A 24,411-nucleotide genomic window follows, 5' to 3' on the forward strand; every position below is an offset into this window, starting at 1 on the left:
ATGTAAGAACGTCAATCCCACTTTTATCCACGCATTACTTTCTCGTTTACTTAATCAATCCAGAGTATTTAATATTCACGTCGGCTTTGACCTGAAAATCGAGCCCAGCATAGAGCCTCTTCCACACTTCCATTTCTGTGTCATTATTAAAATGTCTTGCTCCATAATGCAGACCCCATCCAAAAGGATCCAGACCGCTAGCTTGAATTTTTGTCAACAGCGCTAGGATATCCTCTTCCAGCTCTTTTCCTCCAGCAACTGCAACATTCTCCAGCATACTATGAGTTACCAAATCCGGACTGCTACTCTCTTCGAGAATACCTTTTATCTTAATATGATAACGAATAGTAGCTTTCCCGTGCTCAGGTGTCAGGATTTTGTAATCTGATGAGGATTTCTCCGTGTAGTACTGATACATAATTCCCTCGAAGTGAGCGGGTAAGTTGGTTCGCAGGTTCGAGCGTGACAGCAGATTATATAGCCGGGTTTCGTTTGGCGTTAGAACCATTTTAATTTTTTCATCATTCAGTAGAGCAATTTTATTAATTAAGAACTCCTTATCTCCTTTAGTCTCGATAATCGGCAAGACCGGGTCAATCCCCTCTTCAAAAACATTTCTCATCAGCTGATAGGAATACACACTAGAAATAAATGGAGACTCGGTGCCTTGTCCACTCATAGCCAGAATAAGAGAATTCGATGGAATCCGCTCCGATACCGGTCTCACCTGCAGCACTTGAAGTGCCTCCGGACGCCCTATTGCAAAATTGAGAATAAGCTGGATATCTCTACGTCGAACGGCCCAATCCATAACATGTAGAATATCTTTACGGGCAACCCCTTCCCCCAGAATAATGGATTTACAATGGGAGTAATCAAGCTCCTTTTCCACTCTGGATTTCATTCTACGAAGCGCTTCAGAAATGCTCGGGGACTCCTCAGTCAAGATCTGCATCTTCTCATCAATCTTGGTAACATCCCCCTGAGGAATGGCGAGCTTTAAGCTAATTTTAAAACTCCCTTCATCTGTTCCTTGGTCAACGCCAATCGCCAGCACGAAAATCCGCAAATCAATCTCCTTAAAGTCGCAGCCAGAAAGAAGGAGAAGTAAGGTAAGCGCAATTCCAGCTAATACTCTTCTCACAGATTCCTCCTCCTAACTTTGCGATAACAATAAAACAGTACAGCGATGATGAACATCTCACCAAACCAGCGAATTTGCAGAAACCAGGCACCATACATGTTAAGTTCATATTGATCTAGCCCCATTAAGGATAGAACCATCCCGCTGAACAAGCATAGTATACACCACTCTTTCCATTGCACTGCTTTTGGGGATTTTTTTTTTACAGATGAAATGGCACCTTTAAAAAGCTCCATGCCTCCATGCCAATGAACGATTACACTCACCAGAGATAAACTCAAATAGGCAAAATAAAAAATAAACAACATCCGTTCAATAATAAAGTATTCCATTCGAATACTGTCGGCCGTCGAGAACCATGTATACACATGTCTATCAATAGCAACGGTACCGAAATAACCGATGGGAACTAAGAAAGTCAAGAGCAATACGAGCAGCCCCTCTACCCCTAAAATCCAGACATGCTTCAGCTTAAGCCCATGAAATACCCGATTAAATATGGCCAGGTTTATGTAACCACTAAACGAAAAGGTAGCCGCCGAAAGACTCATTAGGTCCGGCTTATGCCAGAAGTATGTAGTAATCTGTAGAACAGAATCCCAATTGAAATCCGGATTGAGCAACGCTTTTACGAGGCCATAAATAATTAACGGTAAGGTTACGCAGAGAATGATTTCAAGCCCATACAAGATTGATAGAGAATCAAAGCGACAGCAGATGCAGACCAAGACTAAAAAACCGATCACAACAGTATAGGGATTCGAATCTGGACTGATAAACCGCAGGGTGATATCTACAAAAGAAAGCAATGTAACTGCCCCAGCCACACACCATAAGCCAGCAAAAAGGATTAGTAAGGTTTGGGCTAACCTCTTGGGAAGCAAAGAATAAAATATTTCCGGAAATCCCTTCCCGGGAAATTTAGCAATCAATGTAGTAAATACGTAGACAAACAAAGTGCCAAAGATCGTTCCAATTAGTATGGATATCAAAGCACCACCAAAACGTCTGTCTATTAGTTCCCTAGGAACAAAATTAATGATGTTGATCAAGCTGTTCATCAGAAAAAGACAGTAGAAATAACGGCTTTTGGCCATCAATGTTCCCCGCCCTTCTTCTTACCAAGATTATCAAGGAAAAACAGTCTGAAATAAGGTTGTCCAAAGCTACGCTGATTGCATAAATACATCGCGAACCCCACTACACAGACCACTACACCAACCATCCCTAATACAGCGGCAGCGATAAGAAAAATGTACTTCAACACACGAATCGACAAGCTCATCATATTTAGCGGGATCAGGAAGTTAGATATGGCAACAGCAGAGACCAATATAATCATAATATTACCAATCAGTCCTGCCGCCGTAGCTGCCTGGCCCAAAATAAGGCCTCCGACAGTCGTGGCCGTAGGACCAATCGCCTTGGGAAGCCGTAAGCTCGCCTCGGTCAGAAATTCCATCATCATAAGCATTAAGAGCACTTCCACAAAAGATGGATAAGGCACGGTGGCGCGGCTACCAGAAATAAGCAGTGCAACCTGTACACGAACAATCTCGGGGTTATACGAGGTCAGAGTTACATAGACCGCAGGCAGCCACAACGTCATGCACACACCGATAATTCGGAGTAGTTTTAAGAAACGGCCCACGATAGGAAATTGGATTTTATCATCCATGGATGTAAAGAAATCATTAAATATGGAAGGTAACACTATCGCATATCCCGTTGTATCCAGAAGTATCGCTATTTTTCCTTCAGACAAATTAAATACGACTCTATCTGGTCTTTCAGTAATAATAGACTTAGGGAGTATTCTCAATTTATCACTGCTTATAAACTTCTCAAGTTCTCCCGTAGCCTGTAAAATATCAACCTTTAGGGTATTCATCTTCTCCCTTAATTCCGCTAATACATTATGATCAACACGACTGATGTCGTATAGGATGGCCACCTTTGTTTTGGAGACTTCGCCGATGACCATGGTTTCCATTTTGAGATGAGTGGATTGATAGCGCCGGCGGATCATGTTCAGATTCACCGCAATATCCTCCGTCAGTGCATCTGAAGGACCCTGTGAAATACTTTCTGCTGAAGTTTCACTAACACCACTAATCTCCGCACTTAAAGCATCGAAGAAACAGATCACATTATTTATGCTTAGGAGAACATATCCACCAAGCAAAAGCTCGATTGCCTTTTCCCTCGTAGTTCCCTCCTCACTGCCCGGATATGTCGTAATGTAATCAAGGTAAGCGTTAATACTCCCCATCTCATAGAACGGCGAAATCACGTGGCGACTGAGCGTCTGCGCATCTATGACGCTTTTAATATATATCAGGTTGATTTGTCCAAAAGGTGCAACGAGCGTTCTATCCATTAAATCGGCAAATCCGTCCAACTCACCCTTGATCCATTCCAGAGAAACATTAAGCTTATCCTGTTGAACTGACATGGATCATCCCTCCTATTTATCCTGCGCTTCCCGGATGCCACCTTATTTTGGCACTTTTTCTCTGAATTCATGCACTGCACATATGAATAGGGAGTTTCTTTTAACGGGACTGTGGTAATAAATGAGATGAGGATTGTACAGATGGAGGGATAATAAGATGGATCCACACCGTAAAATAACGCAGAGTCTCCCACAATTTCCAGAATCAATATGGCGTGACACTACAGATTTACCGACCTTTCCAAAGCTAACCGAAGACATTTCTACAGATGTCGCTGTTGTGGGCGGCGGTATTACAGGAATTACAACAGCCTATCTCTTAAGCAAAGCCGGATACAAAGTCGCACTCTTAGAGGCAGGCGAAATTCTCAGTGGCACTACGGGTTTTACAAGTGCAAAAATTTCCGCTCAGCACGGATTAATCTATCATCATTTGCTGAAACATTTCGGGGCGGAGAATGCCCGGCTCTATTATCAATCGAACAATGAGGCTATGACTTGGATCTTAAAAACGGCTGAAGAACTGGAAGTGTCTTGTGGCATGAAACGTGAAGCGGCCTATTTGTACGCAGATGCTGAAGATCATAAAACGCTTAAACAGTTGGAAGAAGAGTATCAAGCCTATGAACAATTGGGCCTGGCCGGTGAATGGCTGGATAACGTCTCTATCCCTCTGATGGCGAGCGGTGCGATTAAATTACCAGGACAAGCTCGCTTTCACCCCCTGCAATATCTGAAGGCCTTATTGAAGGTTATCGTGGAAAAAGGTGGCGTGATCTATGAGCACACGATGATGGCGGACAAGGTGGAGAAGAACGATAAGCTTACGCTTTTCACGGAAAAGAATGACATCCGCGTCACCTGCCGTTACGCAGTGTCTGCTTCTCATTTCCCCTTCTACGACGGAGGTGCGTTATATTTCTCGCGACTGCATGCTGAACGTTCCTACTGTCTGGCGATCCAGCCCGAAACGGATTTTGAGGGTGGAATGTATTTAAGTGCCAGCGAACCCACCCGTTCTCTGCGTGCAGTGGAGTGGGAAGGCCAGAATCTGGTTATCGTCGGCGGTGAGAATCATAAGACGGGCCAAGGCATTTGCACAATAGGTCATTATGAGAATCTGGAACTGTTCGCAGGCCGCTTGCTGGGCATCAAATCGATCCCTTACCGCTGGTCAGCACAGGATTTAATTACACTGGACAAGGTCCCTTACATCGGTAAGATTTCGGAGAACGAAGAGATTTATATCGCTACCGGATTCGGAAAATGGGGCATGACAAGCGGTACCTTATCCGCTCAAATTATCTCCGATCAGATTCAGCGTAAGGATAATCCATACACAGAGCTATACGATCCATCCCGCTTCAAAGCTGGCGCCAGCCTAAAAAGCTTCTTCGTTCAAAATGCCAATGTGGCAAAAGAGCTTGTAGCGGGCAAAGTAGAAATCGTCCATAAAAAGACAAGTGATTTGAAGACAGACGAAGGGGCTGTTGTCTTCCATGACGGCAAACGAGTCGGCGCCTATAAAGATCCGGAAGGGAAGCTTCACCTGGTAGACAGAACCTGTACACATATGGGCTGTGAATGCGAATGGAACGACGGCGACCGTTCTTGGGATTGCCCTTGCCACGGCTCCCGTTTCTCCTATGATGGAGAAGTCTTAGAGGGACCCGCATCCGTGCCGCTGACGAAGCTTTACGAATAAATCATTTCATTCGTGGAAACAAATGATGGATTCATGGAAAATAACATCGCTATATATGGAAGGTTGCAAATCGTTTTCCTTCGGCGATTGTGAATGCCCTATAGCATTCAGGTATAATAGGACATGAACGAAGCATTAGCTTCAAAAATGTTTAAAGGAGCGTGACGTTAGAGATGGATTTGAGAGGAAAGAGTGTTGTGATTACTGGTGCAGGCAAAGGGATCGGCAAAGCCCTAGCCATGGCACTAGCTAAGGAAGGTGCTAATTTGGGCCTGATCTCCAGAACTTCAGGCGATCTCGAAGCGTTAAAATCAGCCTTAACGGAAGTATACGACGTGAAAGTCAGCGTCGCCGTAGCAGATATTGCTGTACGCGAAGAAGCTGAACGTGCGGTTGCTTACCTGCAAAACGAGCTTGGAACATTTGACGCATTAATCAACAATGCCGGAATTGCAAAATTCGGCACTTTAGTAGAAATGGACCCTGCCGATTGGGAAAGTCATATCCAAGTCAATCTTTACGGTACCTATTATGTAACTCGCGCCGCACTGCCAGCTATGATTGAGAAAAATGGTGGAAATATCATTAATATCTCTTCTACCGCTGGAGAACGCGGTTTCGCGACAGGCTCGGCTTACTGCGCATCCAAGTTCGCACTGATGGGCATGACCGAAGCTCTCGCACAAGAGGTGCGTAAGCACAACATCCGCGTCGTAGCCTTGACTCCAAGCACTGTTAACACTGGATTAGCTTCCAACGCTGGACTTAAGATCGGTGACGAAGACCGCATGATGCAGCCTGAGGATGTAGCTGAATTGGCTTTAACAGCCTTGAAGCTGCCGGATCGTGTCTTCCTAAAAACAGCTGGACTCTGGACCACTAATCCGCAATAAAAGCGAGCTAGCTGGTTCTAATTCAAGCTCTGATTGCGCTCTGTGCAATAGAATGTCTCTGGTCGTGAGAGAAACTTGGTTCGATTCGTTGGTCTTTGTGCAACCGAATATCTCTGGGGGCGGCAAAAGCATGGTTTGAATGCACTTTATGCAATCAAACTGGAGGAAAACCCTACTCTGGGCGATTTAGCCTCAATTCAATTGTACAAAGTGCAACAGACACCTTATGTAGACTATTTTCGGGCTATTCTGTTGCACGTTCTGCAATCAAACTCCACTTTAGGGCTAGAGTAGGTAACTTTAACGCCAGAGTAGGTAACTAGAGATTAAGTATTTATTTAATCGTAGGTATTTATAGTTATGTTGTGTTGTGTTGGGTGTTTTAGTTGAGTGTAGTAGTTACGCTGGGCGCCTCGGCTCTGAATACTACTTGGCGTTCGAATAGACGATAGTTGCACTTTGTACATCTATTCAGCGTAATTAGAGGATCCGCACACTTTAATTGCACTCTGTGCAACTAAAAGCAGGCAATTCTCGACCATTCGCCAGATTTATTTCATTTAGTTGCAGAGAATACACTTATCCTCTTCGTTTCTAACGAACCAAAACTTTTAAGTGTATAAAGTGCAATTATATATTCAGCCTAATGTTTATGTATGGATATCACACTACTGAACGGAGGTTTACCTAATATGCTAGTAGTAACAAATACCATTAAAGTTAAAGAAGGTCATGGCGAAGCCATTGCTCAACGTTTCGGAGGAAATAATGGCGTACAGGATATGCCAGGATTCATCCGCATGGAGGTTTGGCAAGGAAGTGCCAAAGAAGGTGTTGAGGAATTAAAAATCTGTACCATGTGGGAGAATGAGGAGGCATTTAAAGGCTGGACCTCTAGTGACTCCTTCCGTCAATCACACCGCGGTGCTGGTGGAAATGAAGCCATTCTTGGTGCTTCGATCGACAAATATAAGCTGATGATCAGCAGAACACCCGGCACCAGCAATTAAGTGTAGAGATTGGACAACTAGTCCCGCAAGCTATTCGCATAACTTGCGTCTATGTGATATAGACCGATCGTACAATTAACAGAAGTACGACTGCCACGACAATAACAACAGGGATGCCCTAAGCCAATATGGCTTTGAGACATCCCTGTTTGTTTTTACAGTGTGTCGCTTATTGCTCACTACTACGAGGCAGAGCTTGCTCCACCTCTTGATGTTTCCCCGGCCAGAATGCCCACCGACCAAAAAGCGCCGTAATAGCGGGCACAAGGAACGGACGAACTACAAAGGTATCAAGTAGAATACCTAGAGCGGTGATGATACCAAATTGCACAAGCACCTGAATCGGTAAGCTAGCTAATACAGCAAAAGTACCTGCCAGAATGAGGCCCGCAGAGGTAATTACCGAGCTGGTCTCATTTACGCCTTCCGCGATCGCCTGCTTAAGCGGCATGGTGTTACGCTTTTTCCAAATATTAGAGATCATGAAGATGTTGTAATCCTCTCCAAGTGCCACCAGGAATACAAAGGAATAGAGCGGAATCGCTCCCTGAATGGCATCTGCCCCCATTACATAGTGAATGATAATCCAGCCTAAGCCAAGTGCAGAGAAGAAGGAGAGAATGACCGTTCCGACCAGATAAATAGTCGCCACTATCGAACGCAGATATATCAACAACAGCAAAGTGATCAACCCGATAACAACAGGGATAATCAGATCGGTGTCGCGGTCTCCGATTTTTTTGGTATCATACTGAGTCGCTGTCTGACCGCTTACCCACACATGATCTGTAGGATTCCCAACCCCTACATCAATCAGCGCTTGCTCTGCCGTTGATAGAAGGGCTGGAATATGCCCCATCGCTTCAAGTGAATAAGGATTATTCTTAAATTCGATATCATAACCCAGAATATCCTTGTTCACAGCGCCCTGCTGCGGATCGGAAACCGTGTCCACATACGTGAGTGCTCCGAGAATGACCTTAAGATCCTCTCCACTCGCTTGCCCCTTAGTATCAATAATCAGCTTAGCGGGAGCTAGTTCTCCCGGAGAAAACTGTGTACCGATGAGGTCGAACCCTTCGCGGGACTCCATATTTTTAGGGAAGGAGGATAGGATATCATACGTAAACTTGATTCCACTGGAGAATGAAGCCAGAATCCCCAGTCCGATGACGGTCACTCCTACGATAGCCCAAGGCCGGGAAACTACAAAACCGCCAATCCCTTTTTTATGGGAGACTTTTGGCTCTGGAGCTGGTTTTCCTTTAGCCTTAGCCCGTTCAACCTCCATTTGCGGCGTGCGCGGAATGAATGGGTAGAACGAGGTCCGTCCGAAGATCGCCAACAGTGCAGGTACCAGGGTCAGACTGGCGATCCCCATAATGAAGATAGAGACACTAAATGGAACGGCAAAACGATGATATGCTCCATACTTAGCCAGCAATAGCGCGAACAGCGCAAGTACAACGGTGAACCCACTCATAGCAATTGCGCCTGAAGATTCGGTAATGGAGCGAAGAAGTGCACGACTCTTGCTCTCCTCTACCTTCAACAACTGCCGGAATCGTGAGATCAGGAACAGACAATAGTCCGTACCCGCTCCGAATAATAAAACAGTCATAATTGAGATCGCCTGTGAATCCACTGTGATCCAGCCTTCTTGCGCCATTTTCCCAAGAATCGGGCTCGTTACACCATAAGCGAACCCAACAGCAATAAGTGGAATAAACGCCAATATAGGCGAACGATAGATCACCAATAAGAACACCAGCACAAGCATAACCGTAGCAATTAACAAGGAAACGTCTGCGTTCTTGAACAGCCCTGTAGCATCTATGGAGATGCCCACTGGACCTGTAACACGTAAACTCAGGTCTTTTCCATCTACCTTAGCAGCAGAGGGGTCTGCACCCGTCTCCGTGTTTATGATCTTCTTCATTTCTGTCACAGCTTCGCCAAGCTGATCACTATCTGCTGTTTTATCAAAAAGTACCGGGGTTACCAGCGTACTAAGATCCTCAGATAACGAAGCTTGTAGTGCCTGTGGCGGCAGTTGTCCCAATGGAGGAACAAAATTCTGATGGGGCAATGGTTGCTGCTCCAACTTCTTGTACACAGCAGTGATATGTACTAAATCATCCTGTGAAAGCCCACCTTCTCTATGCCATACGAGCAGCGCAGGTACTCCACTTCCACTAGGGAATTCCTGCTCTGCAATAGCTGCTGCCTGTACCGACTGTGCATCATCTGGGAGGTTAGGCGCATTATTAGCAACCTGAGAATTCACCGCAGGCCATAACAGGGTAAGCGCACCTACTAGCACTATCCATACGAGAAGAGTAATCCACTTCGTCTTTTTTCCTGCCACCCATTTTCCGTAGCCTGACATTCCCTTCATCCTCTCCTTTACCTTGCAGCCTTAAAAATGAGCCGCGGGTCATTTTTAATTCTATCATATTACATGCTTTAATTTTTAATCAAACTTTTTTTATTTTTTTCCGAAAATCAAAACACCTCACCACATATAAAATCCCCCTCTCTTCACATAAAAAACCAGCAACATGTGAAAAGAGGGGGGTTATGGTTTGCTATACTTTTTCTTTACTTCAATTTAGATTTAGCCTACGTCCAAATCTCCTTCAGAAAACTGACTATTGTAAAGATCAGCGTAGAATCCGCCTTGTGAAAGCAGTTCCTCGTGGTTGCCCTTCTCAATTACACTTCCTTGATTCATAACAAGGATAAGATCGGCATCTCGAATCGTCGAAAGACGGTGAGCAATTACGAAGCTGGTTCTGTTTTGCATCAATGCTTTCATTGCTTTTTGAATCAACAATTCTGTCCGTGTATCAACACTGCTCGTGGCTTCATCAAGAATGAGGATCGATGGATCAGCCAGAATTGCACGAGCAATCGTAATCAGTTGCTTCTGTCCTTGTGAAATATTAGAAGCTTCTTCATTTAACACCGTATCATAACCAAGCGGAAGTGTTCGGATAAAGTGATCGGCATGGGCAGCCTTGGCGGCACGCACCACATCAGCTTCTGAAGCACCTTCACGTCCGTATGCAATGTTATCACGGATCGTACCATTGAACAGCCAGGTATCCTGAAGCACCATACCAAATTTGCTGCGCAGGTCACTCCGTTTCATGTTGGTAATATTGACGCCATCAATGATAATTTCCCCATCGTTCAGCTCGTAGAAGCGCATTAACAGGTTAATCAGAGTGGTTTTACCAGCACCGGTAGGACCGACAATCGCTATAGTCTGACCTGGACTAACCTCAATGTTCATATCCTCAATCAGAATTGCATCTTCTTTATATCCGAATTTCACATGACGGAACTCAACGGAACCTTCTGGAGTACCTTCATCAAGCTTGGCAAGCGTAGTATTAACTTCCTTAACTTCCTCTTCTTCATCCAGAAGTTCAAATACACGTTCTGCGGAAGCAATAGTGGATTGAATAATATTCGCAATATTAGCCGTTTGTGCAATCGGCTGGGTGAACTGACGGGAATACTGAATAAAGGCTTGAATATCTCCGACATCGATCATTTTTTTAGTAACAAAGATCCCGCCGACTACACAAATCATTACATAACCCAAGTTACCGATAAACATCATGAGCGGCATAATCATACCGGACATGAATTGGGCACGCCAGCCAGAGTCGTAAAGCTTATCGTTAATTTCATCGAAATCCTTAAGGGACTGCGGTTCACGACCAAATGCTTTAATAATCCGGTGACCGGTATACATTTCTTCTACATGACCATTCAACTGACCGAGTGACTTCTGCTGTCCGACAAAATAAGTCTGCGAGCGCTTGGAGATAGCCATAATCACAACGAAGCTGAGTGGCAATGTAACAATTGTAATCAACGTCAGCCATGGGCTGATGGTAAGCATCATTATGATGACACCGATAATGGTGACTATAGAAGTAATCAATTGAGTTAAGCTCTGCTGCAGTGTAGTACTGATGTTATCCACATCATTCGTAGCACGGCTTAGAATCTCCCCATGGGTACGGGAATCAAAATATTTCAAAGGCAAACGTTCCAGCTTGCTGTTGATCTGCTCACGCATGTCGTAGACGACCTTTTGAGCTACACCAGCCATTACATACTGCTGAATATAGCTAAATAGAGCACTAAGCAAATACAGACCCGCAAGGATGATCAGGATATCATTAATGTATCCAAAATCAATGGAAGCTCCCTCAACACCCATTAATTTACCGTAAGCACCTTCGAATAGTTTAGTTGTTGCTTTACCCATAACCTTAGGACTGAAGATACTGAATACAGTACTGGCAATTGCCATTACAAGAACGATAATCAATTGAACCATACGAGGTCTTAAATACTTAATCAGACGGCGAAGTGTACCCTTGAAGTCTTTAGCCTTTTCTGCAGGCATCCGCATGCCAGGGCCGCCACCAGGTCCAGGACCTTTATGGGCACGCGGAGCAGCAGTTTTGTTGTTATGTTCGCTCATGCTATTTCCTCCTCTGACAACTGCGAGGATACAATCTCGCGGTACACATCACTACTCGCGAGCAGTTCACGGTGAGTGCCCATTCCGGCGATTTCACCCTCGTCAATAACAATAATCCGGTCGGCATCCATAACGGTACTAACCCGTTGAGCTACGATTAGAACAGTGGATTCCGTGGTTTCATCTTTGAGTGCCGCACGAAGCTTAGCATCTGTTTTGAAATCAAGTGCAGAGAAGCTGTCGTCGAACAGATAAACTTGAGGTTTTCTCACAAGCGCACGTGCAATGGACAACCGCTGTTTCTGACCACCGGAGACATTGCTACCGCCTTGAGCAATTTCCGAATCAAACCCCTCTTTCATTGCTGACACGAAATCGTAGGCCTGAGCTACCTTGGCTGCATGAATAATTTCTTCATCGGTAGCATCCTCTTTACCATAGCGAATGTTTTCGTTAATCGTACCTGAGAACAATACTGCTTTTTGTGGGATATAACCAATCTTGCTCCGTAGCTCTTCTTGGGTCATCTCACGTACATCTACTCCGTTCACACGTACAGCACCTTCGTTAACATCATAGAATCTTGGAATCAAGCTAAGAAGCGTAGATTTACCTGAACCTGTACCGCCGATAATGGCAGTAACTTCACCTGGACGAGCACTAAAGCTAATGTTCGAAAGTGCAGGTTGTTCCGCGCCAGGATAAGAAAAGGAAACATTATCAAATTCAACAAAACCTCGCATATGATCCCGGCCATCTTTTTTAGTAGCTTGAGCCGTTGTTTGCAATTCACTCTCTGAAGGATCTGTGAACTCCGGCCGCATATCGAGCACTTCATTGATACGCAAGGCAGAAGCTGACGCACGAGGAATCAGCACGAACATCATCGATACCATAATCAGGGAGAACATGATTTGCATCGCATATTGAATAAATGCCATCAGTGAGCCAACTTGTAGGTCACCATCGCCAATCCGTATTCCACCAAAGTAAAGAATTGCGATCATGGAAAAGTTCATAACAATCATCATAAGCGGCATCAAACCGGCCATGATTTTATTTACTTTGATCGCTGTGTCTGTCAGATCACGGTTAGCCTCGGAGAAGCGTTTATTCTCATGATCAATCCGGTTAAATGAACGGATAACACGGATACCCGTCAAATGTTCACGTAGCACCAGATTTAATTTATCGAGCTTGATCTGTATAGCTTTAAAAAGTGGCAGACCCTTCATTCCAATTAAGAAGATAGCTCCTACCAGTACAGGAATAACGACTACAAAAATCAATGATAATTTAGCATCTTCAGATACTGCCATGATGATACCACCAATCATCATCATCGGTGCACCGATCATCATTCGCAGCATCATAGTAAGTACAGTCTGTACCTGCGTAATATCATTCGTTGTACGCGTAATTAAGGAAGCAGTACCGAGCTTATCGAACTCATGCAGCGTAAAATTCTCTACATGGTTAAACACACGAGCACGGGTAAGCTTACCGAACCCCGCTGCCACTTTTGCCGATAAATAACTCGCAATGACTGAACATAAAGCCCCGCCCCCTGCGACTAAGAGCATGAAGCTACCTATTTTCCAAATATAAGTACGGTCTCCCTGAACAATTCCTTTGTCGACGATGTCAGACATCAGCGTAGGGAGGTATAAGTCGCCCATGGACTGTAAGAACACAAGAATTAATACAGCACCAATAGCTACTCGAAATGGCTTCAGTTGTTTAAATAATTTAATCACGCTTCTCATCTCCGTTCATTTGTAGCCTATCCCAATTAGGTGGCGGATTATCCTCAACGAATGCATGTACTTTCAGCAATAGTTTCGTGAGCTGCTTAGTCTCTTTTTCACCTAAGTACTGTACGAGCTCATCAAGCATTGCATCTCTATATTGTTCTGCTTTTCGTGTGAGTTTTTTCCCACTCTCCGTTAATTTCACGCGCACGACTCTCCGATCTGAAGGATCTGCGTGTCTTTCCACCATCTGTTTCGCTTCAAGACTATTAATCAATTGCGTAATAGTTGGAGGTGTGAATCCAAGAAGTCGGCTGATTTCAGATATCTTTAGACCCTCTTCATCGGAATGATTCCATTTTTCAATGCATATCATTAAAGTCATCTCACTCGGCTTATGGCCCTCAACACCCTTTTGCCATTGGCCTTTATGCAGCCGTTTCATCGCCGCAAAAAGCTCGTGTGCGACTGAATTTTCAGTATTTTCTGTATTTCCTCCGTTTATCCCAATTTCTTTCACCTCTAATTTAGTTAGGTCGGCTAATTATTAAACACTGTATTATTTAGGCTACCTAATTATATTTTCGGCGCAACGCTTTGTCAAATTTTGAATACGGTATCAATTATTACGAAATAAAAAACTCCCACCACGAAGGTAAGGAGTTAAAAAAATCGGATATGTAACTATATATTAAAATGTCCAACATACCTTTAATATTAGAATCCCGCTCCGTGTTCATAGGTCGTCATTCCTCCATTGCCGCCTCCCAATGTCGGTTGACCAATAATGATGAAGCTAAACAATACTAAAATGCCTGCCATCATCAATAGTGATTTTTTCATCTTTTCTCACCTCCCTTATTAAATTCCTGTATTTGTCCTGCTGAATCTGAGTTGCATAGTCCCTGTTGGTCTCAAATAAAGTTACACATTTTATGAAGTCTATTCCATTATTCGTCTTAATAGATAACTCTAAAGACTGAATAATATATTCCACACCTATAATATATTGTTTGTTTCTTATTTGATATATAGCTACTTGATAGTACAACCGGTATAATCGATCGATATTAATGGGATCTTCAAACTGCTCAAATCGCAGCATTTCCCGTGAGAAGCGTGTAAGCACATTGTCTACAGAAAATCCGAAACGATTAGCTGATTCCATAATAATAATGAGTCCTGGTAGTATCTCTCCGGGATGATCAGCTAAAAAGGCTACATAAGCTGGTATAACTTCAACATTGCCTTCCAGCATCTCCAGTGTAAAGCTATTTCCGGTTGCAAATAATCGGAACTGTTCTACGGCTTGGTGACCTACTTCATCCAACATTTCGAACCAGCTGAGGTCTGCGTAACCAGCAGTATATTTCTTAGCCTCTTCATATCGACCTTGCTTTGACAACGAAATCGCTTTGAGTAAATAACCATGTCCATAATAGACAACCAGCGGACGCTCTGTACAAAGCGCTTCTCTTCGTCTGTCTTCACTACGACGTAGCTCTTGGCGGTAAACAGCATTGGCTAAAGCTCTCAACTCATCAGCATACACTTCCATTTCTTCCCATCTTCGAAGAGCGAAACATAACTGCGTCAGCATTAATAAACCATCCAATTGCAAATTCTCTGGAAGACGGCCCCTGAATGGACTAAAACTAATCACTGCACGTAGTTTCTCTTCCATATCAAATGTTTGCAAAAATTTAAAAATACGATAATGACTGATCGCAAGACGTTCACAGTAACTATCAGACTCATTCTCTATTACAATTTTATAAAAAAACAAAGACTCCTGAATTTTCCCTTTATTGAATAACTTATCAGCAACTGAATAAATGATATCCAGCGGCTTTGTACACTCCAATATCCTACCTATAGTTTCATCAACGCAATTTTGTTTGCCCAATTCAGCGCAACGTATTAAAAAAGGCTCTACCCTGCGGCGTGAGACCTTCTCCTCATTAAAGCATTCATCAATATATAAAGGATACAACCAACCGTCAGGAAATCCAAAGGCTTTAATGATTGCATCTATTTGTCCCAGGGACATAGGCTTCGGCGGATTCCCGTGCAAAATTGCACTGAGACTTCCACGATTCAGGCCACATATTTTTGAAAATGAGGCGAGATTATGGCCGGAGCGGGACAGATTTTTCTCAATTTCTGAGCGTATAGTTGTTAACTTTCCCTCCACTCGGCACCCCCAAAGTTTGACTTGAAAAGATTCTATTAATTGACATTATAGGTGAAAGTTATGGATTGTACAACCAATAGATTGTACGACAAAAAGAGGAGCGTATTTCTCTCCTCTTTATCGGTTGGATCTTCGTAATAGTGTAATTCTATGGATGTTTCGAAGTTTAATTTATTGTAATAGCGGCTTTTGAGCTTCAGCAGTAAGCTGTTGCACTCGCCTTGCGACTGCGCAAGTTCTCCATCATCTTATGTTGTGCCAGCAAAATATAACCGTCCAATCGCTCGCTTAGCTCTAGGACAGCATGGTCACTAAGACTCCGTTTCTCCGCAACTTCCAGCAATTCGCATCTAAGGCTCTCTATAGTCACAAACAGCTCATCTTCTCTGTAGTCTCTTCTATAAGCTTTCTCGGAAGAACCTTGATATAGTGTCACAACTCTCTCCTTCTCTCTATCAACATCTCCTCCTATCATAATCCATGATACCAAAAAACATATTTTCAAAAAAAAAGAAAAATTTGCAGAACATCCACAAAAAATAAAATAGTTATTATTTGGGATGCTCTATAGGCCGTGGGGAAGCTCATTTGGGTACTGTTCTCTCAATAGACCCTTTGCAAAAGAAATCCATTCCCGTGCTGCAAATGATAAATAACGGTCTCTACGCCACGCCATAGCGAGCTGCCAAGGGATTACCGGATCTGTCAAAGGAATAACTACCAATCGTGAGCGGTCCATGTCGCGGCAAATGGTTTCCGGCAATAATGCGATTCCCATTCCCGCGGCGACCATTTTGCTGATTAAGTCCCATTGTGAACTCTCATATATAACCTTTGGCTGAAATCCAGCTTTTACACATTCCGTAATGATCCGATCATGCAGCGTGAAATCCTCTCGAAATAGCACGAACTCCTCTTCTGCCAGCTCACTTAGCGGAACAAGCTCTGCCTCGGCCAGCCGATGTCCCATAGGCAAAATAAGATTCAGCTTCTCTTCAACAAAGGTAAAACAATGAAGTTTGGCTGTATCTACAGGCAATACGACCATTCCAATGTCCAGCAGTCCCGTTTCTACATCTTCCTCCACTTTTTTGGCCCCATCCTCATGAAGACGAATCGTAACCTGCGGATAACGTTTATGAAATTGACCAATCACCGATGGAAAAAAGCTCGCTCCTACCATTGGAGGCAAGCCGATGCGGATGTGGCCCTGCTCCAGATTCCGTAAGTTATCCAGTTCGGAAGACAAGCTAGCGAAAGACTCCACGATATTTTGCGCTTTGGTGAACAAAATTTCCCCTGCGTCTGTAAGCCTTACACTCTTCCCTTCACGGTAGAACAAGTCTGCCTCCAGTTCGACCTCCATATTCCGAATCATTTTGCTGATCGTGGGCTGTGTTATATATAATGATTCAGCAGCTCTGGTAAAGCTTTTCATTCGTGCCGCTTGAACGAAATATTCTAATTGTCGGATATCCATTTATGTGCCCCCCGATACATAGATAAAAGGAATGTCATTTATTCGATCTATTCATTTTACCTATGAAAACAATTGATGTAAACTTTCATTATCATGAAAGGAGCGAAGCCTTATGAAAAAGATTGTTATAGGCTTGCTGCAGGTAGCGGGACTTATGTTATTCTCTTTACTTATCAATGCTGTGACCCCATTATTGCATATTCCTATTCCCGGAAGCATACTCGGAATGATTATATTGTTTCTCCTGCTTGAGTTCGGTGTCATTCGTCTGAATTGGGTAGAGGTTGGTGCTTCTTGGCTACTCGCCGAGCTCCTACTGTTCTTCATTCCATCTGCTATAGGTGTAATGAAATACGCTAATATTCTGGAAACGGATGGATTACGCATTCTTGCCGTTGTCGTCTTAGGCACATTTGTTGTAATGGCTAGTTCCGGATTACTTACCAGTAGAATTTATAAAGCGAAGGAGCGGAAAGAATCATGTTAAACGCTCTGCTATTCTTTGGCCTCACGGTCGCGGTGTATTTACTCGCGAAACGTATCTATGCTTCTACTGGTAAAGTCTACACCTCTCCATTAATCATCACACCAGTGATTATGATCATCTTTCTGCTTATAACAGGCATTACTTATGACTCATACAATGCGGGAGGAAAATGGCTGACGGATTTGCTGCAACCAGCAACCATGGCCTTTGCCATCCCTTTGCATAAGAACTTCAAGGTACTCAAAAAGCACGCCGCCGAAATTGCGGCAGGCGTGCTATCAGGGACGATAGTTGCGGTGATCTCTTCCATTCTGCTCGCCAAATGGCTGCATGTTAGCGGCGATCTGGCAGCTAGTCTGGTCCCGCGTTCGGTAACTACACCGATCGCTATGAGCATCTCGCAAAGTATCGGCGGTGTACCGAGTATTACGGCAGTCTTTGTCATTATTACCGGGATACTTGGTACAATGATGGGCCCTACTGTACTTCGCATCTTCCGCATTGAGAATGAAATTGCGCGCGGTGTATCGCTGGGAACCGCTGCACATGGTACAGGAACATCCAAAGCCTTCGAGCTTAGTTCACTGACCGGAACCATCTCCAGTATTGCGATGATTCTGTCCGCGCTGTTATCTATAGGTGTGGCGCCAGCTTTGCTCGCAATATTCCTCCACTAGGCTAACCAGCTTGGGCCAAGGGCATGTCTCTTTAGTACATCTAAAGTAGCATGTCCTTTTTTTATGAATTGAACCTTAGAACTTAACAGGCAATCCGCTTTGCGCTGAATCATAGGCCGCACAGGTGACTTTGAGGGTATTGTATCCATCCTCATAATCGCATAAAATGCGCGAGCGATCCCCCGTCCGTACAGCATGTATGAAGGCTTCACTTTCTACTAAATATGGGTTCCCTGTATTCGCAAATTCGGTGCTATTGCCGCTTCGCACTTCCAAGAGACGATCCGGGTTCCAGTCCAAAAGTCCCCGATCATTATAGAAGCTAAGACCTACACTATCCACCTCATCAGGTAAAACGCATGTATTTGAAATATTAGCAATAATTCCATTTTCAAGCTTCAGGGATACGGTACCTACATCTGCCACGCTCACACCTTCATGCTGCTCATGCATAATCCGGTTTCCGAACATGCCGTAAACTTCCTTTACTTCTCCGGCTAGATAGCGCACCAAATCAACGATATGTGTAGTCTGCTCTGTGAATTGTCCTCCGGATTGCTTCTGATCACGCCACCAAGCTACGCCTGGCATGCCGCCCATCCATTGCCCCATAACCATACCGACCTTGTCACCACGCAAAGTTTCTTTCAGACGTTTAATGTTCTCCTGATAGCGGAAATGATATCCTACCGAGGTTAACAAATTATGTTCTTTGATATACTGAAGTAGGCTTGCGGGAATTTCAGTAGTCATACTAAGCGGTTTTTCTATAAAAAAGGGAATATCCCTCTTGATTAATGATCGTTCGATCGCACCATGAGATTGTGGAGGCACACAAATATAAACAGCATCGAGCTTCTCCGCATCCAGCATCTCCGTAATATCACCATATCCAGCAGCATCGTATGGACGTGCCATATCTTCGCCTTTAGCCTTACTGCTTCCGCAGACCGCCTGCAAACGGACATTATCCATCCCTGCTAGTAAATCAGCATGTACCTTAGAGAACCAGCCAGTACCCACAATACCCACTTTTAATGTCATTGTTTTTCCTCCTGCCGATTGATTATGAATACCTTTTCATAGATTATACCCTCTTATGAGCGGATAAGATAATCTCTCCATTCTTCGGGAAGCAAATGCTTATAAGGACTCTGCAAAAAGCGATCATCCGCAAGCACTATAATGCCTGTATCTGTCTCACTTCGAATCAGCCTGCCTCCAGCTTGCAATACCTTGCACATTCCCGGGTAGACATAAGCATAATCAAAGCCGTTTTTACCTCTGGCATTAAAATACTGACGCAGCAGATTACGCTCAAGGCCGAGCTGTGGTAGGCCAACTCCAACAACCATTACCCCGTTGAGACGGTCTCCTGGCAGATCTACACCCTCCGAAAAGATCCCTCCGAGTACAGCAAATCCTAACAGCGTCTCGTCATTCTCTGGACTAAATGAAGCTAAAAAACTTTCTCTAGCCTGCTCACTCATGCCTGTATCCTGCATCAAAGTCCGTACTTCGGGGTAATTCTCCGTAAAGGCCTGATATACGTTTTGTAAATAGAGATATGAAGGGAAAAACACCAGATAATTGCCCTTCTTTGAAACCATTTGATTCAATGCCTGAGTTAACGGGAATAGGGAAGCTTCCCGGTCATGATAACGTGTGGAGACAGGCAGCACAGTCACTTCCCATTGCTCCTTCTGAAAAGGGGATGAGACCGTTAAACCGTAATCTTCCTCCACCGCACCAATCATATCCCGATAGTACGATAATGGAGAAAGCGTAGCAGAGAACAGAATCTGGCTTCGAAAGCTCTTAGACATTTGCCCCAGCAAATGCGATGGATCCAAATTAAATAACTTCAAGTAAACATCACCGCGCCGAACCTCAGCATAGGTTATGTAGCGTTCATCATAGGTCTTAATGGTGCGAAGCATCCCTTGAACTGCAAAATAGGTATCCAGAAGAACATTCTCTCCTTCTCCATTCTGAGGAACAATGCTGGCGCTCGGGTGAATAAGTTCCTGTTCCGCCTCTAAAGAAAATATCTCAAGCAAGGCTGGCAGCTCCTCAGGGAACGAAGCCCACTGCCCTTGCCCCTCTTCATTACAAATTTTGCGAAGGGAGATGAAAAAAGCATTCACCGATTTAGCTGCAGCACTCAAATTACGGTTTACTTCCTTATACTGACGTTGGATTTCTAGAAAGGGGGCCTTCAGCAAAGAGGCAGAGAACATCTCTCGCCCCCGGTCTACCAGATTATGTGCTTCATCTACCAGAAGCACCGTTTCTCTCTTTCTCTCCTCTGTTAGCCGTTTCAGGCTGATCCGAGGATCATATATATAATTGTAATCGCAGATCACCGCATCACAGGCATAGGCTGCATCCAGCGAGAACTCAAACGGGCACACTTTATGTTTGTGAGCATACAGTGCTAGGGTGTCTCTGCTCATCAGTGTCTCATGCTCTAACAGATCCATTACCGCATCATTAATCCGATCATAATAGCCTTCCGCATAGGGACAGGAATCCTTACCGCAAATCCCTTCATCATGAAAACAGGTCTTCTCTTTAGCAGTAAGTGTGATGACGTGCAGTTGAAGTCCCTGCGTCAGCAGTAGCGAGATTGCTTCCTGCGCGGCAAAACGGGTAACCGTCTTAGCCGTTAAATAGAACAATCCTTTAGCTTGTCCTTCGCCCATTGCTTTAAGGACCGGGAACAGCGTCGACATTGTTTTCCCGATGCCTGTGGGCGCCTGAGCGAACAGACTGACCTTTTCTAAGATGGATTTGTACACCGCTCCGGCAAAATGCCGTTGTCCCTTTCGATAAGAAGGAAACGGGAATTGTAACTCTCGAAGGCTCAGCTCTTTCTTAGCATCATGACGAACCATCATCTCAGCGTACGGAGCATATCTGGCTACGGTATCATTAACAAATGAGATCAGTTCATCTAAAGACAACGTTCGGTACAAGCTTTTTTGCTCATCAGTAGCCCGGTGGACATAGGTAAGCTTTACTTGAATAGAAGAAAGCTCCTGCTCCAGCGATACCATATATGCGTACATCAGCGCCTGAGCCCAATGAACCTCATGTCCCTCTTCCAGCATATCCAGCAGTCCGGAGGTTGATTTGATTTCTTCGACCGTTAGGCTCCCATCCTCCGAAACAAGCAGTCCATCACAGCGCCCATCTACAATATAAAGTAAGCTACCATAAGGGATCTCTGTTTTCAGATAGACCTCCTTGCGGTCACCTTCCTTATATTGCTTTTGGATTTTCTGATGAATCCGTGTTCCTTCAACCATAGAGGAAGTACCATGAAATCCAGGCTCAATGCTACCGCTGCGAAAAACATACTCGACGAGAGTTCTAACGGATAGGGTTACAGTATGATCCAACTATTCTCACCTCCCTTAATTAGCCATATATCCTTTTTGTTCCCAATGTCTATTTCGGTTCTTTAATCGCTGTATAACCCCATGGGATAGCATAAACATCATCTTTCACCTATGCGTCTTTAACTTTACGCACTCCACAAAGCTTATACTTACGCTTTCGGTTTTTGACTTTCTTCTGCTAGCCCTGCATAATAAATTTTATTACTATGGAGTCATTTTGTCTTGGTGCTGTTTCGTCCTGTTTGAGAAATGGCGTTTTATCATGTAGAAAGAGGGGGAAGCTGTGTCATCCTTTAATATTAAACGTTGGATCATTAAACCTTTTGTGTTTTTCACAATACTTTTTATCCTAAAAGCATTTCTGGCTTGGGGCGTCATTTTTGATGATGTGCTGCCTTGGAAATCATTACTGACAGAAATCCCTTTTGCCTGGGCGCTCTTCTGTATTATTGAGCGGTTCGCCTCCAAACGAAAGCTTGGATATTACATGACAGTCAATTTATTAGTAACAGCCATCTTTTTCGCAGCCATTATGTATTTTAAATATTATGGTGTCATTGTAACTTACCATGCCGCGGAACAGGTGAATCAAGTCACAGCTGTCAGCAACAGCGTATTCTCACTGATGGATCCTTACTACCTATTAATCTTTACAGATATAATTGTCCTAGGAGGCTATTTCTTCTTTAATAAGAAAGGCCGTGTCTATAAAAAAGAGAATATCAACCGTCGTAACGGAAAAATAAAATATAGTGTTCTATTCGCAGTCTCACTTGGTTTATGCTTGTTCAACATTTTACCTAATAAGGCTAGTATGAACGAAATTAAGAAAGCTCAGGAGATGGGTATTCTTAACTATGAAGCCTATACGATCTTTGCAAAAGAAGAACCAGAGCTAGTGCAATCAAGTGACATTACACAAGATGCCATCAACAAAGTGAAGGGGATTAACACTGCGGTTAGTTCTCCACTTCATGGCACAGCCAAAGGCAAAAATCTTATTATCATTCAATTGGAATCCTTCCAGAACTTTTTGATGGGTCTCGAGCTAGACGGGCAAGAGATTACACCGAACCTGAATAAGGTAATGAAGGATAGTCTTTACTTCCCTAATTTCTATCAAATGGTAGGTCAAGGGAATACGTCGGATGCAGAATTCGTAGTGAACACATCCGCCTACATCCCTCCACGTGGTGCGGCAACGATGTCCTATGTGGATAAGGTGCTCCCAAGTCTGCCACGCTTGCTTAAAGACAATGGGTATCAGACCGCAACCTTCCACACCAATGTCGTAGAGTTCTGGAACCGTGGTGAGCTGTATGACTCACTGGGCTTCGATCATTATTATGATCGCTCATTCTTTGGTGAAGATGATGTTTTCTTCTTTGGCGCCTCTGATGATACGCTCTATAGTAAAACTGCCGACAAACTGAAAGAAATGAGCAACGAGGGTCAGCCCTTCTACGCTCAGATCATTTCGATGTCAGCGCATCATCCATTCACAATCCCTGAGGAAAAATACCGCATGAAGCTACCAGAGCGTTACGAAGGTACTTTTGTGGGTGACTATATCCGTTCCCAGAACTATGCGGATGATGCCTTCGGACATTTCGTAGAAGAGCTTAAAGCGAATGGTGTATGGGATAACAGCGTGATCATGATTTATGGAGACCATATGGGACTGCCTATTTATTCTCTCGATCATGATGATAAGCAATTAATGACTGAAATTTATGGTCATGAATATTCCTATGCGGATATGTTAAACATTCCTCTGCTCATTCATGTAGGAGACAGCACAGCACCACAGACCTTAGAGCAAGTCGGCGGCGAAGTGGATATTATGCCAACTGCTGCTGGTCTTCTAGGAATTTCATTAGAGAATAACCTGGTTTTCGGTCAAGATCTACTCAGTCAGACTTATAATTTGCTGCCAGAAAGATATTATTTACCTTCCGGATCTTTCATTTCCAGCTCAGGACTGCTTATTCCTGGTAATAGCTTTGAAGATAATACCCAATATCCTATTTATAATGGAAAAGCACCGGCTGCTACAGAGGATGAATACAACCGAGCATTGAGACTTCTACAGCTTTCCCATAGCTATATTGCGCAGCTGCCAGACAAAACAATTGAACCTTAGAACTTATCATTACTATATTTCAAAGAAGGCCACCTTCTCTCCGGAGAAGGTGGCCTTCTTTCTGTATCTATAAGCTAAAGCTAGAGATTTACCGTTCCTGATCCTCGATCATACGGTAGTACTCCGCAAACTTTTGCAGCTCATCCGGCTTCAGTATAGATAAATGCTCAGCAAGCAGCTGTTTTGAACGGAAATGTCCTTCTTCAAGTATTTGCTGACCTTGCTCGGTGATGGTCACCACAACCGCTCTCCGGTCCGACCCATCCGTCTCACGCTTAATAAAACCCAGCGCTTCCAGGCGATCGAGCATCACGGTAATGGCACTGGATTTGACCTCCATAGACTCCGCCAGTTGTACCACCCGCGACTTTTTCTCTTTCGCTACTATATTTAACAGACCCATCTGAGGTACGGTAAGTCCGAGTTCTTTATGCAAAGTCCTTTGAGACATGATCTTACGCTGTACTCTCCACATGGATAATCCAAGACGCTCTATTAACGGATCTAATTGATGCGGCATCCTTGTTTCAACTCCCAATCCGTTTTTAATAACTCAAGCGT

The 24,411-nt window shown here is 44.0% G+C and carries 20 protein-coding genes; 6 read left to right on the forward strand and 14 right to left on the reverse strand.

What is annotated here, in order from left to right; all coding sequences use genetic code 11:
• Positions 1 to 46 precede the first annotated feature (46 nt).
• Genes ACWNM1_RS00500 through ACWNM1_RS00510 form a run of 3 tightly spaced genes read right to left on the reverse strand, consistent with a single transcriptional unit; the run spans position 47 to position 3,599 of the window.
• Positions 47 to 1,144 carry a Ger(x)C family spore germination protein gene (locus ACWNM1_RS00500; protein WP_449599125.1) on the reverse strand — a complete coding sequence of 366 codons (1,098 nt, stop codon included), beginning with the start codon at positions 1,142 to 1,144 and terminating at the stop codon, positions 47 to 49.
• Complete coding sequence (locus ACWNM1_RS00505) at positions 1,141 to 2,241, reverse strand: GerAB/ArcD/ProY family transporter (RefSeq protein WP_449599126.1); 1,101 nt, start codon at positions 2,239 to 2,241, stop codon at positions 1,141 to 1,143. Before ACWNM1_RS00505 ends, ACWNM1_RS00500 begins: the two co-directional genes overlap by 4 nt.
• Complete coding sequence (locus tag ACWNM1_RS00510; RefSeq protein ID WP_449599127.1) at positions 2,241 to 3,599, reverse strand: spore germination protein; 1,359 nt, start codon at positions 3,597 to 3,599, stop codon at positions 2,241 to 2,243. Before ACWNM1_RS00510 ends, ACWNM1_RS00505 begins: the two co-directional genes overlap by 1 nt.
• 157 nt (positions 3,600 to 3,756) lie before the next feature.
• On the opposite strand from ACWNM1_RS00510, the gene ACWNM1_RS00515 reads away from it, so the two are divergent.
• From ACWNM1_RS00515 to ACWNM1_RS00525, 3 genes are all read left to right on the forward strand, one after another.
• Positions 3,757 to 5,304 carry an FAD-dependent oxidoreductase gene (locus ACWNM1_RS00515; protein WP_449599128.1) on the forward strand — a complete coding sequence of 516 codons (1,548 nt, stop codon included), beginning with the start codon at positions 3,757 to 3,759 and terminating at the stop codon, positions 5,302 to 5,304.
• 173 nt (positions 5,305 to 5,477) lie between these two features.
• Complete coding sequence (locus tag ACWNM1_RS00520) at positions 5,478 to 6,197, forward strand: 3-ketoacyl-ACP reductase (RefSeq protein WP_449599129.1); 720 nt, start codon at positions 5,478 to 5,480, stop codon at positions 6,195 to 6,197.
• Positions 6,198 to 6,889: 692 nt separating this feature from the next.
• Entirely contained in the window at positions 6,890 to 7,207 is a 318-nt protein-coding gene (locus ACWNM1_RS00525; protein ID WP_449599131.1) for an antibiotic biosynthesis monooxygenase, read from the forward strand.
• A gap of 169 nt (positions 7,208 to 7,376) precedes the next feature.
• On the opposite strand, the gene ACWNM1_RS00530 is transcribed toward ACWNM1_RS00525, so the two are convergent.
• The 8 genes from ACWNM1_RS00530 to cidR all read right to left on the reverse strand — a co-directional run bounded on the left by ACWNM1_RS00530 (position 7,377) and on the right by cidR (position 17,139).
• A complete protein-coding gene (locus tag ACWNM1_RS00530) occupies positions 7,377 to 9,605 on the reverse strand; it encodes an MMPL family transporter (protein WP_449599132.1) in 2,229 nt (742 codons plus the stop codon).
• A 219-nt stretch (positions 9,606 to 9,824) separates the two neighbouring features.
• Entirely contained in the window at positions 9,825 to 11,714 is a 1,890-nt protein-coding gene (locus ACWNM1_RS00535) for an ABC transporter ATP-binding protein (RefSeq protein WP_449599134.1), read from the reverse strand.
• The gene (locus ACWNM1_RS00540) at positions 11,711 to 13,471 is read right to left on the reverse strand and encodes an ABC transporter ATP-binding protein (protein WP_449599135.1); all 1,761 of its coding nucleotides are present in this window, start codon (positions 13,469 to 13,471) and stop codon (positions 11,711 to 11,713) included. The genes ACWNM1_RS00535 and ACWNM1_RS00540 overlap by 4 nt, the downstream gene beginning before the upstream one ends.
• Positions 13,464 to 13,910: a MarR family winged helix-turn-helix transcriptional regulator gene (locus ACWNM1_RS00545; RefSeq protein WP_449599137.1), complete on the reverse strand. Its 447-nt coding sequence runs from the start codon at positions 13,908 to 13,910 to the stop codon at positions 13,464 to 13,466. The genes ACWNM1_RS00540 and ACWNM1_RS00545 overlap by 8 nt, the downstream gene beginning before the upstream one ends.
• Positions 13,911 to 14,182: 272 nt before the next feature.
• On the reverse strand, positions 14,183 to 14,308 hold the full coding sequence (locus ACWNM1_RS00550) for a hypothetical protein (protein WP_256716182.1): 126 nt from the start codon (positions 14,306 to 14,308) through the stop codon (positions 14,183 to 14,185).
• On the reverse strand, positions 14,262 to 15,659 hold the full coding sequence (locus tag ACWNM1_RS00555; protein ID WP_449599138.1) for a DNA-binding protein: 1,398 nt from the start codon (positions 15,657 to 15,659) through the stop codon (positions 14,262 to 14,264). Before ACWNM1_RS00555 ends, ACWNM1_RS00550 begins: the two co-directional genes overlap by 47 nt.
• Before the next feature lie 196 nt (positions 15,660 to 15,855).
• Positions 15,856 to 16,095, reverse strand: coding sequence for an aspartyl-phosphate phosphatase Spo0E family protein (locus ACWNM1_RS00560; RefSeq protein WP_256989909.1), 240 nt, complete (start codon positions 16,093 to 16,095; stop codon positions 15,856 to 15,858).
• Positions 16,096 to 16,224: 129 nt separating this feature from the next.
• A complete protein-coding gene (gene cidR / locus ACWNM1_RS00565; protein WP_449599140.1) occupies positions 16,225 to 17,139 on the reverse strand; it encodes a cidABC operon transcriptional activator CidR in 915 nt (304 codons plus the stop codon).
• A gap of 112 nt (positions 17,140 to 17,251) precedes the next feature.
• Here cidR and ACWNM1_RS00570 point away from each other — a divergent pair, with 112 nt between their 5' ends.
• Both ACWNM1_RS00570 and ACWNM1_RS00575 read left to right on the forward strand, forming a co-directional pair.
• On the forward strand, positions 17,252 to 17,626 hold the full coding sequence (locus ACWNM1_RS00570; RefSeq protein ID WP_042192585.1) for a CidA/LrgA family protein: 375 nt from the start codon (positions 17,252 to 17,254) through the stop codon (positions 17,624 to 17,626).
• Positions 17,620 to 18,303 carry a CidB/LrgB family autolysis modulator gene (locus ACWNM1_RS00575; protein ID WP_042192587.1) on the forward strand — a complete coding sequence of 228 codons (684 nt, stop codon included), beginning with the start codon at positions 17,620 to 17,622 and terminating at the stop codon, positions 18,301 to 18,303. Before ACWNM1_RS00570 ends, ACWNM1_RS00575 begins: the two co-directional genes overlap by 7 nt.
• Before the next feature lie 75 nt (positions 18,304 to 18,378).
• On the opposite strand, the gene ACWNM1_RS00580 is transcribed toward ACWNM1_RS00575, so the two are convergent.
• Both ACWNM1_RS00580 and ACWNM1_RS00585 read right to left on the reverse strand, forming a co-directional pair.
• Complete coding sequence (locus ACWNM1_RS00580) at positions 18,379 to 19,347, reverse strand: Gfo/Idh/MocA family protein (RefSeq protein ID WP_449599142.1); 969 nt, start codon at positions 19,345 to 19,347, stop codon at positions 18,379 to 18,381.
• A gap of 53 nt (positions 19,348 to 19,400) precedes the next feature.
• Positions 19,401 to 21,707 carry a helicase C-terminal domain-containing protein gene (locus ACWNM1_RS00585; protein ID WP_449599144.1) on the reverse strand — a complete coding sequence of 769 codons (2,307 nt, stop codon included), beginning with the start codon at positions 21,705 to 21,707 and terminating at the stop codon, positions 19,401 to 19,403.
• A 283-nt stretch (positions 21,708 to 21,990) separates the two neighbouring features.
• Here ACWNM1_RS00585 and ACWNM1_RS00590 point away from each other — a divergent pair, with 283 nt between their 5' ends.
• Positions 21,991 to 23,850, forward strand: a complete 1,860-nt coding sequence (locus tag ACWNM1_RS00590) for an LTA synthase family protein (RefSeq protein WP_449599145.1) — start codon at positions 21,991 to 21,993, stop codon at positions 23,848 to 23,850.
• Between the two features lie 88 nt (positions 23,851 to 23,938).
• Here the strand turns inward: ACWNM1_RS00590 and ACWNM1_RS00595 are convergent, their stop codons facing one another.
• Positions 23,939 to 24,370 carry a MarR family winged helix-turn-helix transcriptional regulator gene (locus tag ACWNM1_RS00595; protein ID WP_339267683.1) on the reverse strand — a complete coding sequence of 144 codons (432 nt, stop codon included), beginning with the start codon at positions 24,368 to 24,370 and terminating at the stop codon, positions 23,939 to 23,941.
• Positions 24,371 to 24,411: the final 41 nt, after the last annotated feature.

The organism is Paenibacillus sp. Marseille-Q9583, from assembly GCF_976954365.1.